Below are 15,137 nucleotides of genomic sequence, written 5' to 3' on the forward strand. Positions count from 1 at the left end.
AATGCAGTTCCTCAACCGTCGGCAAGCGATGAAGCTCGCCTCGTCGTTCGCCGCGGCCTTGCCCTTGTTGAAAAGCGCCGGAAGCCGTGCGCAAATCAAACCCGGAGCCGTCGTTTTTGAGATGGCGGAATTCAGCAAGGGGGTTCCCGACGCCGATACAGCCTTCGCAAAAGCCTTCGCCGCGATTTCCAAATCGGCCGGTGAGGCGAGCAAGGCCGGCAAACCCGTTCCCATCGTTCTCAACCTGGAAAAGAACGCCACCTACAGGATCAAGCAGCCTCTTCAGCTCAAACGGCTCAAGGACTTCGAACTCAACGGAAACGAGGCGCGGCTCGTCAATACGACGCTTGCGTCGACGCTTTTGATCTCCGAGGCGAGCCGCGTCACCATCCGTGACCTCGCAATCGACTACGACCCGCTGCCGTTTACGCAAGGGACCATCAGTGCGTTCGACCATGGTGCACTGCAGATCACGGTGAAGGTCGACAACGGTTATCCCGACGATCCAAAATTCCTCGCCGGCATCAATGACGGCTTCTTCAAGGTGATGGATCGCCGCACCCGTGCGTTGAAGCCCGGCGCGAGGGATTTTCTGACCCCGAGCCGGATCGAGCGGGTCGGCGACAAACTGATCAAGGTCGTTTTGCGATGGAGCGCCAACGATACCTTTCCGAGCCAATTGCCGATCGCGGTAGGCGACGTGGTGACGATGTGCAACGGCTACGCCCATGCGATCGTCGTCGACGGCAGCCTCGCGACCACGTTCTACGGACTGAAACTCCTGGCTTCTCCCGGCATGGGCATCCTGGAGAACGGCGGACCGGGCGGAATGGTGCTACAGAACGTATCCATTGTTCCCGGGCCAAGGCCGGTCGGCGCGACCACGGATCGGCTGGTTTCCACCAATTCCGACGGGACCCACTTCATCACCGTCGAACGCGGCCCGACGATGCAGGATTGCACCTTCGCCAACACCTCCGACGATGCCGTCAACGTGCACGGCTTTTATTATTACGTGGTGCAGAAGACCGCGCCGCGGCGCTACGTCGTCAGTCCCAAATGGGATATCGGCCTGATGGCGGGAGACGAGATCGAGACCTGCGAGCAGGGAACGTTCCGCTCGCTGGGACGCACCAAGATCGTTCAGCTGACCAAGCGAAAGGCGCCCGAACTCAAAGCCAGGATCACGCCGATCTGGAAGAACAAGAGCCCGGCTACCCAGCCCGATCTGGTCTACGACATCGAGCTAGCGGAGGACCTGCCGCTGAAGATCGCCGATGCTGTCACATCGCTCAGCCGGATCGGCACGGGCACGGCGATCCGGCGATGCAGCTTTCACGCCTGCGGCCACGTCGTGGTGAAGTCGCCCAATTCCGTCGTCGAGGACTGCCAGTTCACCTATTCGTCGACGATCGCGCTGCAGGCCGGGAGTGACATCGGCTTTTGGTCCGAGGCCGGCTTTTCCGACAATCTGACACTGGGGAACAATCATTTCGACCATAGCATCACCGGCGCCAACGCGCTAACGGAGGGTAACGGTGCGCTCGGTACCATCTATATCGGCATGTCGCCGCCCGAGGGCACGAAGGGTTTTGCCAACAGCTTCCAGAACCGCAACATCACCATCCAGGGCAACCGGATCGACAATTCCTTCATCTACGGGATTTTCGTCGGCAATGCCGATGGCGTGCGCATCATCGACAATGTGATCGGCCAGACTTTTATTCGCGGCAGTTTTGATGCCGGGAAATTCTACGGCGAGACCCCGAACAGCGGCATCTTTATCGGCCGCTCAAGGAATGCCGAGATCAGCAACAATTCCGTCGCGCGCGGCCGGATTGCAAAAACCGCGGTCGCCGTGGACCGTACCTGCGTTCGGGAATCGATCCGCCTGGCGAACAACGTTCTGGCGTGACAAGGGAGGGCAGGGGACGCGAGCACGGAACTCGAACGGGGGATATTTCGGGCGCACAACATCCCACGCGCCGCATTTAGCGTGCCATGCAGCGTCGCTATCCCCGCCGGCCGCAACCAGCGGGGCTATTCAGATAACGACCTCAACCGACCGACAGCGGCCTTGCCGGGTATGTCTCGACAGCGGGCTTTGCATGGGAACCCGGCTGATGAACCACTGGCAATTGCAGCACGGTCGCACGCTGCCCCTCACAGAGCTGCGTCACCAGTACATGGCTTCCGTCCGGAAATTCGATCGCATCATGGTGACGATGCGGGACATCGGGGTCGATCTGGCCAAATTTTCCGACCCGGAAATTGGTTACCCGCGTCCAGATCCACCTGTTGTCGTATCGGACGTCCTCAGCGAACGCGAGTTCGGTGCCGGGTAGCATGCAGACCGCCACATTGGGCTCGCTTTGCGACGCGAAACCACGCGTCGACGTGCCGCGGAACGTGGTCGTGATCAATGTCTCTCCAACCTGGGCAGGACGCGTTGCTACAGCGTGCAGACTATAGTCACACATTTGGTTTGCTCCTCGATCGAGATAGCCAACCCACGCCGCTCCGAGGCGCAGGCCTCTATCAGAGTGAACTTCAAATCTTAACTCGATTATGGGGCGATTGTGCGGCTCGCCTTGGCCGGGCGCAATCACAAATGCGTTTGCGGAGGTTTTGAGCGATTTGGTGGGGTTGTATGCGAAGGCAAGGCAATCGTCGCCGCAAGGCCTTCCCGCCGACGCAAGCCGGTGTCTACCGTGCAGGCAAGGCCCAAGCCTTGCTTCGGCTCAAGTGACCGGCCCTGGGGTGAACAGGGTCAGATCATTATGAATGCCCCAGCGGTCCGACCACACTTTGGTGCGTCCGCTCGCGACATCCAGAATCAGCCGGAACAGGTCCCAGCCGGTTTCCTCGATCGTGGCTTCGCCGGTGGCGATGCGGCCGGCATCGAAATCGATCAGATCCTTCCAGCGGCGCGCCAGCTCCGTTCGCGTCGACACCTTGATCACTGGTGCCGCGGCGAGCCCATAAGGCGTGCCGCGCCCGGTCGTGAACACCTGCAGCGTCATGCCGGAGGCGAGCTGCAGCGTGCCGCAGATGAAGTCGCTGGCCGGCGTCGCCGCGAACGTCATGCCCTTCCTGCGCACCCGCTCGCCCGGCGACAGCACATCGACGATCGGGCTCGAGCCTGATTTGACGATCGAGCCGAGTGACTTTTCCACGATGTTGGCCAGTCCGCCCTTCTTGTTGCCGGGCGTGGTATTGGCGCTGCGATCGGCATCACCCTTGGCGAGATAATCGTCATACCAATCCATCTCGCGGATCAGGGCGCGACCGACATCCTCGTTGATGGCGCGACGGGTCAGCAAATGAATGGCATCCCGCACTTCGGTGACTTCGGAAAACATCACGCTTGCACCGGCACGCACCAGAAGGTCGGCCGCGAAGCCCAGGGCCGGGTTGGCCGTGACGCCGGAAAAGGCGTCGGAGCCGCCGCATTGCAGGCCGACGACGAGATCGGAGGCCGGGCAGGTTTCGCGGCGGCGCCGGTTGAGCACGGCAAGCCGCTCGTCCGCCATTTTCATGATGGCGTCGACAATGGCGCCAAAACCGTCGAAGGCCTCGTCCTGCATACGCACAACGCTGTCGCCTGCTTCGCCCGGCAGCAGCCGTTCGGGAACCAGCTTTTCGCAGCCGAGGCCGACAACCATGACCTCGCCGCCGAAATTCGGATTGCGCGCGATGTTCTGCAGCGTCCGGATCGGCACGATTGCGAGCGGCGCGGTGATCGCAACGCCGCAGCCGTAATTGTGCGTCAGCGCGACGACGTCGTCCACGTTGGGATATTTCGGCAAAAGCTCTGTCTTGATGCGCTTGAGCGCAAACTGCAGCGTGCCGGCGACGCATTGCACGCTGGTGCTGATCGCCAGCACGTTCTTGGTGCCGGCGGAACCGTCGGGATTGCGAAAACCCTCGAACGTATAGCCCTCGAGCGGCGCTTGGGCTGCGGGAACGGCAGTCGCAAGTTCGAGCTTGTCTAGTTCCGGCGGCGTCGGCATGCGAATCCGCGCCTCGTCCACCCATTCGCCGGCCTGGATCGGCTGCGCGGCCGTTCCGATCACTTCATTGTAGCGGCGGATCGGGGCGCCTTCCGGAATATCGGCCAGCGCCACCTTGTGACCCTGCGGCACGAAATTGCGCAGCTCAAGGCCGCAGGCAAAGCGGGTTTGCGCCGGCAGTCCGAAATCATTGACCACGATCGCGACATTGTCGTTGGCGTCGAGCCTGATGTAGCGCGGCTCGTAGGCCTGCGCCGTCGCATGTACCGTCACGACACTCTCCCTTGCCTTGTCCTGCGCCTAGACCGGATTGATATAGGCCGTTTTCACGATGGTGTAGAATTCGCGGGCATAAGCGCCTTGTTCGCGCGCGCCATAGCTCGATCCCTTGCGGCCGCCGAACGGCACGTGATAGTCGACGCCCGCGGTCGGCAGGTTGACCATCACCATACCGGCCTCGCTGTTGCGCTTGAAATGCGAGGCGTATTTGAGGCTTGTCGTGCAAATGCCCGCAGCCAGACCGAATTCCGTGTCATTGGCGAGCGCCAGCGCCTCGTCGTAATCCTTGGCCCGGATGACGCAGGCCACGGGTCCAAAAATCTCCTCCCGTGCGATCCGCATCGCATTGGCAGCGCCGGTGAAGATCGCAGGCTGCATGTAGAAGCCGGGGGTTTCGCGGTTGAGCATTTCGCCGCCCCAGTGCAGCCTTGCGCCTTCTTCCTTGCCGATCTGGAGATATCGCAAATCTTGATCGAGCTGGGTCTGGTCCACGACAGGTCCCATCTGGGTTCCGGCCTTCAGCGCATCGTCGACGACGAGGCCTTTGACACGTTCGGTCAGCGCCTCGACGAAACGATCGTGGATACCCTCGGTGACGATCAAGCGCGACGAAGCCGTGCAGCGTTGGCCGGTCGAGAAGAACGCGCCATTGACGGCGGCTTCGACCGCGACCTTGACGTCGGCGTCGTCGAGCACGACCAGCGGGTTCTTGCCGCCCATTTCGAGCTGGAATTTCTTCATCGGCGTCGAGGCGACGCAGGTCTGCGCGATCCGGCGCCCGGTTCCGACCGAGCCGGTGAAGGAGATCGCGGCAACGTCGGGATGTTCGAGCATGGTCTGGCCGACGACGGAGCCGGAGCCCATCACCAGATTGAAGACGCCGGCAGGAAGCCCCGAGCGCGCGATGATTTCGGAGAGCGCGTGAGCCGAGCCCGGCACGATCTCGGCGGGCTTGAACACGACGGTGTTGCCATAACACAGCGCCGGCGCAATCTTCCATGCCGGGATCGCGATCGGAAAATTCCACGGCGTGATCAGGCCGACGATGCCGACTGCCTCGCGCGTGATCTCGACCTCGAGGCCCGGACGCACTGATGCGCCCTTTTCACCCGTCAGCCGCAAGGCCTCGCCGGCGAAAAACGCAAAAATCTGCCCGGCGCGGGCGACTTCCCCAATGCCCTCCGGCAGCGTCTTGCCTTCCTCGCGCGCCAAGAGGCGACCGAGCTCTTCTTTGCGCGCCAGAATTTCGATGGAGACGCGGTTGAGCGCGTCAAACCGCTCCTGCGGCGTCGAGCGCGACCAGGCGGGGAAAGCAGCCTTCGCGGCGGCGATCGCCTTTTGGGTCTGGGCCGGATCGGCCTTGGCATATTCGCCGACGATATCGTTGGTGTTCGACGGGTTGATATTGCGGCTGATGCCGGGCCCCTCGACCCAGTCGCCGGCGATGTAGTTCTTCAGGATAGCGTTCATTCGACTTCTCCAATGGGCGGCAGGCAAAAAAGCGTCAGCGTACGAGGCAGGGACGCTTGTCGTTGAATTTCCAGCCGGGAATAAGGAATTGCATGGCGATCGCATCGTCCCGGGCGCCGAGCCCATGGGTCTTGTAGAGCCGGTTCGCCGCTTCGAGTGCAGCCATATCGATCTCGATGCCAAGGCCGGGGCGGTCGGGCAGGGGGATCTTGCCGCCGACGATCCGCAACGGATTTTTGGTGAGGTTTTGGCCGTCCTGCCAGATCCAATGGGTATCGATCGCGGTCACCCTGCCGGGCGCCGCCGCCGCGACGTGGGTGAACATCGCGAGTGACACGTCGAAATGGTTGTTGGAATGGGAGCCCCAGGTCAGGCCATTGTCGCGGCAGGTTTGCGCCACGCGCACCGAGCCCTGCATGGTCCAGAAATGCGGATCGGCAAGCGGAATGTCGACGGCACCAAGGCGCAGCGCATGGGACAATTGGCGCCAGTCGGTGGCGATCATGTTGGTCGCGGTGGGTAGTCCCGTGGCACGGCGGAACTCCGCCATGATCTCGCGACCGGAAAATCCGTCCTCGGCGCCGCAGGGGTCCTCGGCGTAAGCAAGAATGCCGTGCATGTCCTTGCACAGGTGAACGGCCTCCCTAAGCGACCAAGCGCCATTGGGATCGAGCGTCACGCGCGCCTTCGGGAATCGCTTGGCGAGCGCGGTCACCGCCTCGATCTCGTCTTCGCCGCGCAGCACGCCGCCCTTGAGCTTGAAATCGGCGAAACCATAAAGGTCTTGCGCGGCTTCGGCGAGGCGCACGATGGCGTCAGGCGTGAGCGCCGGTTCGTGGCGCAGGCGAAACCAATCGTTCTCCGCGCCCGCTCCGTCGGCATAGGGGAGATCGGTCTTGCGGCGGTCGCCGACATAGAACAGATAGCCCAGCGTCTCAACTGCGTGGCGCTGAATGCCTTCGCCGAGCAAGGCGGCGACCGGAAGTTTTAGATGCTGGCCGAGCAGATCCAGCAGCGCCGATTCGATCGCGGTGACGGCGTGGATCGTGACCCGAAGATCAAATGTCTGCTTGCCGCGTCCGGCGGCGTCACGATCGGCGAATTGCGCGCGAACGGCGGCAAGAATGTTGTTGCAGGCGCCGATGGTCTGGCCGACGACAAGAGCGCGGGCATCTTCCAGCGTCTGCCTGATTTTTTCGCCGCCGGGAACCTCGCCGACGCCGGTATGGCCGGCATTGTCGGTGAGGATGACGATGTTCCGGGTGAAGAACGGCGCATGGGCGCCGCTCAGATTGAGCAGCATGCTGTCGCGCCCGGCGACCGGGATGACCTGCATCGCCGTAACGGTCGGCGCACCGGAGAAACCCGCACCAACGGAATCCTGGATCACTCTTTCCTCCCGGCGGCAGGTCCCGCTTTGGCCTGCCGTTTAAGTCCTTATCAGGCCGCCTGAGGCCGGCCCGCCACCGCGCCCGGCAGCTTTGCCACCAGCGCCGCGACTTCGGCGATCTCCGCCGCAGTCAAATCGGTCAGCGGCGAGCGCACCGGACCCGAATCCCGGCCGATCACCTTCATGCCCGCCTTGATGATCGACACGGCGTAACCCTTCTTGCGGTTGCGGATCGCGATCAGCGGCAGGATGAAATTCTTCAAACCCGCCGCGATCGTGGCGTGGTCGCGGCGCCGGACCGCGGCGTAGAAGTCGGTCGCGAATTGCGGCACGAAATTGAACACCGCCGACGAATAGGTGGTGACGCCCATATCGAGATAAGGCAGCGCGAAGGTCTCGGCGGTCGGCAATCCCCCGACATAGGTCAGCCGGTCGCCCATGCGCGAATAAACCCGGGTCATCAATTCGATATCGCCAACGCCATCCTTGTAGCCGACGAGGTTCGGACAACGCTCGCACAGCCGGGCGAGGGTGTCCTCGTTCAGCATCGCATTGTCGCGGTTGTAGACGATGACGCCGAGGCTGGTCGATTTGCAGACGGCCTCGACATGCGCGGCCAAGCCTTCTTGCTCGGAATGCACCAGATAAGGCGGCAGCAGCAGCAGGCCGTCGGCTCCGGCGCGCTCGGCGGAGACTGCGATCTCTTTGGCGATGGCGGTGCCATAGCCGGTGCCGGCGAGAACCGGCGTGCGGCCCTTGGTTTCGTCCACGGCAACGGCGACGACTTTTGCGACCTCCGCCGGTGTCAGCGAAAAGAACTCGCCCGTTCCACCGGCCGCGAATAGTCCGGCGACGTCGTAGCCGCAGAGCCAGTCGATGTTGGAGCGATAGGTTGCCTCATCGAACGAATAGTCCGGCCGAAACGGCGTGACGGGAAACGAAAGAAGGCCACTGCCGATGTGCCGGGCCATGTCCTGCGGGGTCATCTTGCTCATCGTAGCCGCTCCGTGTCCAAAAAATCGGGGATGCGCGTGCCTAAAATGATTGGCGAGGCGCTTGCTGTGCGGGCAGTTCTAGTGAGCGCGCCGATGCACGTCCAAGCCAATCACTGGATCGAACAATGCCGAATACGCATCAATCCTCTTTTCTCGTGTGGGCCGATGCGAGGCCGCCGGCGATCTCGATCAGCGACGGCAGCAATGGGTTTTCATGTTCTCTGCGCCAGACCAAAAATAGTTCGACCAGCGCCGGCGCCCGCAATCGCAGCGGGCGCAGCGTGACGCCCCTGAAATTCAGACTGGCGGCCGCCTCCGGCACGACGGCGAGGCCGAGCCCGGCCCGCACCATCGCGAGGATGGAATGGATCTGGCTGAGATGCTGGACATAGCGCGGCAGGATGTCCGCCCGCGTGAATTGCGTGACCAGAAGGTCGTGGAAATATCGGGATTCGTAAGGCGAGTACATAACGAAGGGCTGGCCGTCGAGATCCTTCGGCGCGACGATTTCGACAGCGGCGAGCGGATGAGCTTCGGGCACCGCGGCGAGAAGCGGCTCGGCAACGACCCGGATCGAGGCGAATTCGGATCGCGCGACCGGTGGCCGCAACAGACCGACGTCGATCTGGCCCGACGCCAGCGCCTCGAGCTGATCGCCGGAGACCATTTCCTTCAGCGATAGGTCAACCTCGGGCAGGCGGGTGCGGCAGGCCGCGACCAGTTCCGGCATGAACCCGTAAGCCGTTGCCGCGGTAAAACCGATCTTGATCGATCCGGCTTTTCCCGTCGCAATCCGGCGCGCGACCTGGGACGCGCTTTCCGCGAGCCTCAGGATACGCTTGGCCTCGGGCAGAAAACTTCGCCCGGCCGGCGTCAACCGCACCGAGCGGCTGGTGCGTTCCAAGAGCGGCGCCTCGACGATGTGCTCGAGCACCTGGATCTGCCGGCTGAGCGGCGGCTGGGTCATGTTGAGCCGCGCCGCCGCCCGGCCGAAATGAAGCTCCTCAGCCACAGTGACAAAACAGCGAAGCTGGCTCAGATCGAACATCGATGCGTGTCCGGAATGGACGGACTGCCTTGATGTCAAGTTTAGCATCGATCCCTCGATAGACACAATGGCGGCCGCCTGTCCCGAACGCCCGCAAGCCGGGGTGAACGCGGTCAGGATGGTTGCAATTGCACCCGTTCGATCTTGCCGACGACAAAGAGGTAGGCGACCGCCGCGACCAGCGCATTGGCGCCGATAAACACCAGCGCGCCGTTGAAGGAGCCCGTGGCGCTGAGGATGTAGCCGACGATGATCGGCGTCGTGATGCTCGACAGATTGCCGAACATGTTGAACAGGCCGCCCGAAACCCCGCCGGCTTCCTTGGGCGAGGTGTCCGACACCACAGCCCAGCCGAGCGCGCCGATGCCCTTGCCGAAAAAGGCCAGCGCCATCAGGCCGACGACGAACGCCTGTCCGTCCACATAATTGCAGCCGATGATCGCCATCGAGAGCAGCATGCCGCCGACGATCGGGATCTTGCGCGCCAGCGTCAGCGAGTTGGTCTTGCGCAAGATGACGTCGGAGATCACGCCGCCGAGCACGCCGCCCAAGAATCCACAGAGCGCCGGCAGCGTCGCGACAAACCCCGCCTGCAGGATGGTCAGGCCTCGTTCCTTGACGAGATAGACCGGGAACCAGGTCAGAAAGAAGTAGGTGAGGGCGTTGATGCAATATTGTCCGAGATAGACCCCGAGCATCATGCGATTGCCGAGCAGTTGCCGGATGTGGTCCCATTTTGGCCCGCTTTGCGCACCCTGGCCGGCGTCCATGTCGACCAGCGCGCCGCCGTCCTTGATGTAGTCGAATTCGATGGAATTGACGCCGGGGTGGTCCTTCGGACCATGGATGGTCATGATCCAGATTAGCCCGATGACCAGACCAACGGCGCCCATCACGAAGAAGACGTAGCGCCAGCCGAAATCATGGGCGATCCAGCCCATCAGCGGCGCGAACAATACGGTCGCAAAATATTGCCCCGAATTGAAGAAGGCCGAGGCGGTCCCGCGTTCATTGCTCGGAAACCAGGCCGCGACGATGCGGGCGTTAGCGGGGAACGACGGCGCCTCCGCGAGACCGACCAGGAAGCGCAACGCGAATAGCAGGACGATCGCAGTTCCGCCCGCGAAGAAGCCGATAGTGCCCTGCATGAATGTGAAGACCGACCAAATCAAAATGCTGCAGGCATAAACCCATTTTGAGCCGTAGCGATCGAGCAGCCACCCGCCAGGGACCTGGGCTGCAACATATGACCAGCCAAAGGCTGAGAACACGTAGCCAAGCGCGACCGGATCGAGTTGAAGCTCCTTCGACAGCGCCGCGCCCGCGATCGAGAGCGTCGCACGATCGGCGTAATTGACCGTCGTCACGATAAACAGCATCAGCACGATGAAGATGCGGACGCGGGACCTCTTGGCTTCGACGGCGGCGATCGTCACGGTCATTGGTTCCTCCCAGAACGCTACCCGAGCCCGCTGGTCGTGAACTTCGTCGTCGTTCCCTGCGGTTGGGTGCGATGTTTCTAGGAGACGTGCGGGGCGGGGATCGACAACCGATTGAGCATCGGTCAATTCAATTTGGGTATTGATGGGGGAACCTCGGCAAGACCGCGAACGGGGCTTGCGGTTCTCACGAAGGAGATTAAACCAGCAAATGCAATCGGTCAGACAATACGCTGTTTCTATTGACTCTTCTGAAGGCAGCGAGCGTCTGAGAATTGAACCTTGGCGGGCCACGACCGACGATGATGAGCACTATGTCTACGCCATAGCCCTATGACCGGCTTCATCTGGTCAACGCGGGATAGGAAAGCGCATGACGTGACGCCGTTGACCGGCCTGTCCTACCTTCTGAAAGCCGGCTTCGCTGAAGGTTTCGACAAAGCCCATGAAGCGATAGCTCGGAGAATCCGGATCGACAGGGTAGGCTTCCACGATGGTCGCGCCGTTGCGCGCGGCATGATCAACGGCTGCCAGAAGCAACTTTTTCGAGATTCCGTGGCCGCGATACTCTCGCTTAACGAAGAAGCACGCCAACGCCCAGACTCGTTCAGTCGTTTCGAAATCATCAAGGCCCCCGAGATGGCGGTAGGTGTCCCGAGGCGCGATCGAACACCAGGCGATGGGGGCGCCGTCACGATAGCCGAGAATGCCGATCGGCACGCCGGCCTCGACCTTGGATTGCATCGCAGCCCGGCGGCTTGCGCCATCGCGTTGTCTAGCTTCCGTAGCCGTCGATCGCCAGACCATGCACCAGCAGCTCTTTGGTCCGCCTCGGCTTTCGAAGAGGCCGGCGAAATCCGGCCAATTTTCATGGCTTACTTCCCGAAAGACGAATTCGCTCAAGTTTCCAATTCCTCGCCGTCGGTCACGTGCATCTGGCGCAACGCCGGACGGCGTTGGATATCATTTCGCACACAATAGCGTAGAATCGGCGGGTCTGGCGGAAGGGGTGTCCTCCGCATATAATTGATATAATTCGGCTATTTTGGATTTTGTGAAGCCTACCCACGAGTTACCCCACGCTCTCGCCCGCGCATGGCGCCGGTTTACGTCGCCCGATGCCGTCAGGAGCGGGTACGCACCGCGATTTTGGTGCTTACCGCGAAAAAATATTTATATGACAATTCAAAAAGATATGGTCATGACTTCGAAGATTAGGTTAGTTCGGGATTGTCTTTTGTAGCCCACTGATGTACATCCACACCCGCCTTGGAGGGTTCGATTCGTTCGTCTTGAGATCATCTCCAAGGAATCACGCCCATGCATATCGCCGATCCTGGTGCTGCCCCTGGCCGAAAGGCCTTTTCGGTCGACCAGTTCTGTTCAGATCACGGCATTTCGCGCGCGACGTTCTACAATCTCCGACAACGCGGCAAGGGGCCCACGGAAATGAAAGTCGGGACTCGCACGCTCATCAGCGTTGAAGCCGCGGCGGAATGGCGCCGCCGGATGGAAACGGAAACTTCGGCGGCCTGATTGCGCGGCAAAAGGAAAAGCGGCCCAACGGTGTGGGCCGCTCCTCCGGTATCTGCAGAGCTTGGCAGCCCGCATAATACCGAAGTTCCCAACCGGCGCAAACCCCATAGACCAAATTTGTATCCGGAAGACTCGCGCCCCGACGCCAACGGCGAGGATGACTTGGCATTCTTCCGGGCGCGGCCGCATGTGCGAACGCGTATCAGAGCAGCTTTCCCAGGCGAATTTTCCAGAAAGATTCTGAAGCAGGGTCGCGGCCGATCCGCGGTGGTGGTGGTCGCGATAGCGCGTGACCGCGCTGGCAACCCTACAACACGGGCGCGCGGCGTCCTCTTCGTCGACGAGGGGCGCGCATGACCGCATTTGCATTGATCAGCGGCGTCATCTTTCGCGCACCGATGCAGAAGACGGCGAAGAGCGGGAAGCTCTTCACGACCTGCACAGTGAAGGCCGGGGCGGACGACAACGGCGGCGATTTTTGGAACGTCTTGAGTTTTTCCGAAAGCGGACAGTTCGAGCTGTTGCGGCTCGAGGTTGGCGACGCCGTTTCGGTGCGCGGCAAACTGAAGGTCGAAACCTACGCCGCGAACGACGGGACAACGAAGATCAGCAGGACGATCTTCGCGGATGCTGCATTGGGGCTGCGTCCCGCGCCTCGCGAGAAAAAGCAGAAGGCGCCTCCGGCGGGCAGCAAAGCTGCGGACGCGCTTGCAAAACAATCGATCTTGCCCGACGCGACGCCAGAGATTGCAGCAGGGGGGCCAGCGTTTTTTAACGACGACATACCTTTTGAGGCAGTGCGATGAGCAGCGCAGCCCGAAAGATCGATCATCATCAAAGCGCAAAGCCCTCGCCGATCGAGGTGTTCCGCGAGCGCGCCAGGGCGCGCGCGATGCTCGTCGCAAATGGCCTGATGGACTTGCAAACCGCGGTCGACGGTATGCAGGAGACCGCCGGAGCTCAAGGGCTTGTCGCAAAGTACGGCCAGGACGAAATTCAACAGATCCTCAGCGAAGCATTCGCGAGGTGGCGATGATGGACCAGCTCTCCCCGCCGGTCGATCGCCTTGCCTATATCGGCCGCGATGTTTCGCTCGCCCAGCCTGGCGAAAAGCTCTCCGTATTTGTGGACCGCGCCAACGCCGTCGGCGGTTTGGTCCGCGACGGGTTCCTCAGCGCGACAGCCGTGAGTGAAAAGCTTTGGCAAACGGCCCGGGCTCATAATCTCGTTGGGTCGCCAGGCAGCGAACTGGAAGAACACATCACCAATGTGATCGAAGGCGCGGTCGCATTGGCCGACGAGGACGAGCCGCCAATGCCGGCTGGACCTGATGATTACGGCGGGCACAGCGCGTCCACGGCGCCGAGCGATCAATCACCACTCGCGCTCGTCACCCCACAGCAGTGGAAAGGCGTCGAGCTCGAGCCCATGCGCTGGCTCGCGACACATCGCGTCCCGGCCGATGACGTCACCATCCTTTCCGGTGATGGAGGCCTCGGCAAGACGACCGTCGCGCTGCAACTCGGCGTTTCCGTCGCGCGCAATCTTGGCGACTGGCTCGGAACGACAACCTTGTCGGGCCCCGTCATTTTCTTCAGCGCCGAGGAGCCGGAAAGCGAAATGCGCCGGCGCCTCGATCGCGTCGCTCGAAAGCGCGGGATCGAGCCCGAACAGATCGAGCATCTCTATTTTCACTTCGCGGAACCCGACAAGGCCTTGCTGGGCATCTCTACACCCGCCGGCACGATCGCCCCGACGGCAACGTTCCAGGCTCTTGCCAGATCGGTGACGGATGTCAGGCCGGCGCTGCTGATCGTCGATAGCGTCGCCGCGGTCTTCGGCGGTAACCAGAACGACCGGGTCCAAGCCCGAACATTCGTGAGCATGTTTCGCCGCCTGGCGCGAGAGGCGGGATGCGCCATCGTGCTGCTCGACCATCCGTCGCTGAGCGGCATGAACAGCGGCACCGGCCGCGGCGGCAACATGGATTGGAGCAACGTCGTCCGGTCCCGCCTGTATCTGCGGACGGTGGAGGAGGAAGAGGCTGCCTTCCGCGAGCTCGAAGTCGTCAAGAGCAATTATGGTCCCGCCGGCGAGAAGGTCAGGCTCCGTTGGGAGGATGGATCGTTCGTCCTCAAGACCGTTCAGTCAACGCCACAGCAGGCCGCCACTTTCGCAAAGATCGATGACCTGTTCCTGAAGCTGCTCGACAAGCGGACCGCTCAGGGCCGCCGGGTCTATCCGACCAAGGGTTCCGGATACGCGCCGAGTGTCTTTGCGATCGACCCGGACGCCGCCGGCATCACCCCCAAGGCCCTCGCAACCTCCATGGAGAGGCTCTTCAGCGAGCGCAAAATCGTCACCATCGAGGAGGGACCGCCATCGAAAAGAGTAACCCGCATCGCCCGCGCCGAGGTGTCCAAGGATGGCTAAAGCACCCTTCGATCATCCTTCGATCATCAAAATTTGGCTTCGATCATCCTTCTTTCACCTATTCGAACACCCCTTATATCATCTTCGATCATGCTTCGATCACCCTTCCTACTCACCCCCCATACCCCCGGGTGATCGAAGGTGCCGATCCCTGGGCCTGACGGCCGGTCCGGACACATCGATCCAAGCAAGCGGAGGCGTCGAATTGGGATGACTTCCCTTGGAGAGCCGCTTGACGCAAAAACCGATGCCGAGAAAAAAATAGCGCCGCGCGACGAGCCGGCCTTGCCGGCGATCGACTGCGACGTGCTCTTCGGCCTGGGCGCGATAGCGCGGTGGCTTGGCATCACCGTTGGCCAGGCAAAAGCGCTTGTCGACGATGGCACCGTTCCGACCTTCAAACCGCCAGGCCGCTCGGCGCGCTGCGCGTTGAAGAGCGCGATCAATGAGGCGTTTGCGGAATATGCTCGCCGATCGGCGGCGCGAAAAAGCGCCGCTTGACAGCAACTCTGTACCTGTTACGGATAACTCAAC

Annotated in this window: 14 protein-coding genes; 6 read left to right on the forward strand and 8 right to left on the reverse strand. The window is 61.8% G+C overall.

Going from position 1 to position 15,137, the window contains the following annotated elements; translation table 11 throughout:
• Position 1 precedes the first annotated feature (1 nt).
• Entirely contained in the window at positions 2–1,915 is a 1,914-nt protein-coding gene (locus B5526_RS36985; RefSeq protein ID WP_079544535.1) for a right-handed parallel beta-helix repeat-containing protein, read from the forward strand.
• Between the two features lie 142 nt (positions 1,916–2,057).
• Here B5526_RS36985 and B5526_RS36990 read toward each other — a convergent pair whose 3' ends face one another.
• The 8 genes from B5526_RS36990 to B5526_RS37025 form a co-directional block, all read right to left on the reverse strand.
• Complete coding sequence (locus B5526_RS36990) at positions 2,058–2,480, reverse strand: hypothetical protein (RefSeq protein ID WP_079544536.1); 423 nt, start codon at positions 2,478–2,480, stop codon at positions 2,058–2,060.
• A gap of 261 nt (positions 2,481–2,741) precedes the next feature.
• Complete coding sequence (gene garD / locus B5526_RS36995; protein ID WP_079544537.1) at positions 2,742–4,286, reverse strand: galactarate dehydratase; 1,545 nt, start codon at positions 4,284–4,286, stop codon at positions 2,742–2,744.
• A gap of 27 nt (positions 4,287–4,313) precedes the next feature.
• Complete coding sequence (locus tag B5526_RS37000; RefSeq protein ID WP_079544538.1) at positions 4,314–5,762, reverse strand: aldehyde dehydrogenase family protein; 1,449 nt, start codon at positions 5,760–5,762, stop codon at positions 4,314–4,316.
• A gap of 34 nt (positions 5,763–5,796) precedes the next feature.
• Positions 5,797–7,152 carry a glucarate dehydratase gene (gudD, locus tag B5526_RS37005; protein WP_079544539.1) on the reverse strand — a complete coding sequence of 452 codons (1,356 nt, stop codon included), beginning with the start codon at positions 7,150–7,152 and terminating at the stop codon, positions 5,797–5,799.
• A gap of 50 nt (positions 7,153–7,202) precedes the next feature.
• Complete coding sequence (gene kdgD / locus B5526_RS37010) at positions 7,203–8,147, reverse strand: 5-dehydro-4-deoxyglucarate dehydratase (RefSeq protein ID WP_079544540.1); 945 nt, start codon at positions 8,145–8,147, stop codon at positions 7,203–7,205.
• Positions 8,148–8,286: 139 nt separating this feature from the next.
• Positions 8,287–9,195 carry a LysR substrate-binding domain-containing protein gene (locus B5526_RS37015; protein WP_079544541.1) on the reverse strand — a complete coding sequence of 303 codons (909 nt, stop codon included), beginning with the start codon at positions 9,193–9,195 and terminating at the stop codon, positions 8,287–8,289.
• A 113-nt stretch (positions 9,196–9,308) separates the two neighbouring features.
• Entirely contained in the window at positions 9,309–10,637 is a 1,329-nt protein-coding gene (locus tag B5526_RS37020; protein WP_079544542.1) for an MFS transporter, read from the reverse strand.
• 348 nt (positions 10,638–10,985) lie between these two features.
• Positions 10,986–11,354, reverse strand: coding sequence for a GNAT family N-acetyltransferase (locus B5526_RS37025; RefSeq protein ID WP_244562154.1), 369 nt, complete (start codon positions 11,352–11,354; stop codon positions 10,986–10,988).
• Between the two features lie 600 nt (positions 11,355–11,954).
• Between B5526_RS37025 and B5526_RS37030 the strand changes: the two genes are divergently transcribed.
• The 5 genes from B5526_RS37030 (at position 11,955) to B5526_RS37045 (ending at position 15,104) form a co-directional block, all read left to right on the forward strand.
• A complete protein-coding gene (locus tag B5526_RS37030) occupies positions 11,955–12,170 on the forward strand; it encodes a hypothetical protein (protein ID WP_154071639.1) in 216 nt (71 codons plus the stop codon).
• Between the two features lie 353 nt (positions 12,171–12,523).
• On the forward strand, positions 12,524–12,976 hold the full coding sequence (locus B5526_RS37035; RefSeq protein ID WP_079545997.1) for a single-stranded DNA-binding protein: 453 nt from the start codon (positions 12,524–12,526) through the stop codon (positions 12,974–12,976).
• Positions 12,973–13,206, forward strand: coding sequence for a hypothetical protein (locus tag B5526_RS38600; protein ID WP_172842181.1), 234 nt, complete (start codon positions 12,973–12,975; stop codon positions 13,204–13,206). The genes B5526_RS37035 and B5526_RS38600 overlap by 4 nt, the downstream gene beginning before the upstream one ends.
• The gene (locus tag B5526_RS37040) at positions 13,206–14,603 is read left to right on the forward strand and encodes an AAA family ATPase (RefSeq protein WP_172842182.1); all 1,398 of its coding nucleotides are present in this window, start codon (positions 13,206–13,208) and stop codon (positions 14,601–14,603) included. The genes B5526_RS38600 and B5526_RS37040 overlap by 1 nt, the downstream gene beginning before the upstream one ends.
• Positions 14,604–14,813: 210 nt before the next feature.
• Positions 14,814–15,104, forward strand: a complete 291-nt coding sequence (locus B5526_RS37045; RefSeq protein WP_079544545.1) for a hypothetical protein — start codon at positions 14,814–14,816, stop codon at positions 15,102–15,104.
• Positions 15,105–15,137: the final 33 nt, after the last annotated feature.

Source organism: Bradyrhizobium lablabi (genome assembly GCF_900141755.1).
GTDB classification, from domain to species: Bacteria; Pseudomonadota; Alphaproteobacteria; order Rhizobiales; family Xanthobacteraceae; genus Bradyrhizobium; species Bradyrhizobium lablabi_A.

Coding starts and splice junctions, on each gene's coding strand:
- B5526_RS37035 (WP_079545997.1), top strand. CDS start 12,524: ATGACCGCATTTGCATTGATCAGCGGCGTCATCTTTCGCGCACCGATG.
- B5526_RS37040 (WP_172842182.1), top strand. CDS start 13,206: ATGGACCAGCTCTCCCCGCCGGTCGATCGCCTTGCCTATATCGGCCGC.
- B5526_RS37045 (WP_079544545.1), top strand. CDS start 14,814: ATGACTTCCCTTGGAGAGCCGCTTGACGCAAAAACCGATGCCGAGAAA.
- B5526_RS37020 (WP_079544542.1), bottom strand. CDS start 10,637: ATGACCGTGACGATCGCCGCCGTCGAAGCCAAGAGGTCCCGCGTCCGC.
- kdgD (WP_079544540.1), bottom strand. CDS start 8,147: ATGAGCAAGATGACCCCGCAGGACATGGCCCGGCACATCGGCAGTGGC.
- B5526_RS38600 (WP_172842181.1), top strand. CDS start 12,973: ATGAGCAGCGCAGCCCGAAAGATCGATCATCATCAAAGCGCAAAGCCC.
- B5526_RS37015 (WP_079544541.1), bottom strand. CDS start 9,195: ATGTTCGATCTGAGCCAGCTTCGCTGTTTTGTCACTGTGGCTGAGGAG.
- B5526_RS37000 (WP_079544538.1), bottom strand. CDS start 5,762: ATGAACGCTATCCTGAAGAACTACATCGCCGGCGACTGGGTCGAGGGG.
- B5526_RS37030 (WP_154071639.1), top strand. CDS start 11,955: ATGCATATCGCCGATCCTGGTGCTGCCCCTGGCCGAAAGGCCTTTTCG.
- B5526_RS36985 (WP_079544535.1), top strand. CDS start 2: ATGCAGTTCCTCAACCGTCGGCAAGCGATGAAGCTCGCCTCGTCGTTC.
- B5526_RS36990 (WP_079544536.1), bottom strand. CDS start 2,480: ATGTGTGACTATAGTCTGCACGCTGTAGCAACGCGTCCTGCCCAGGTT.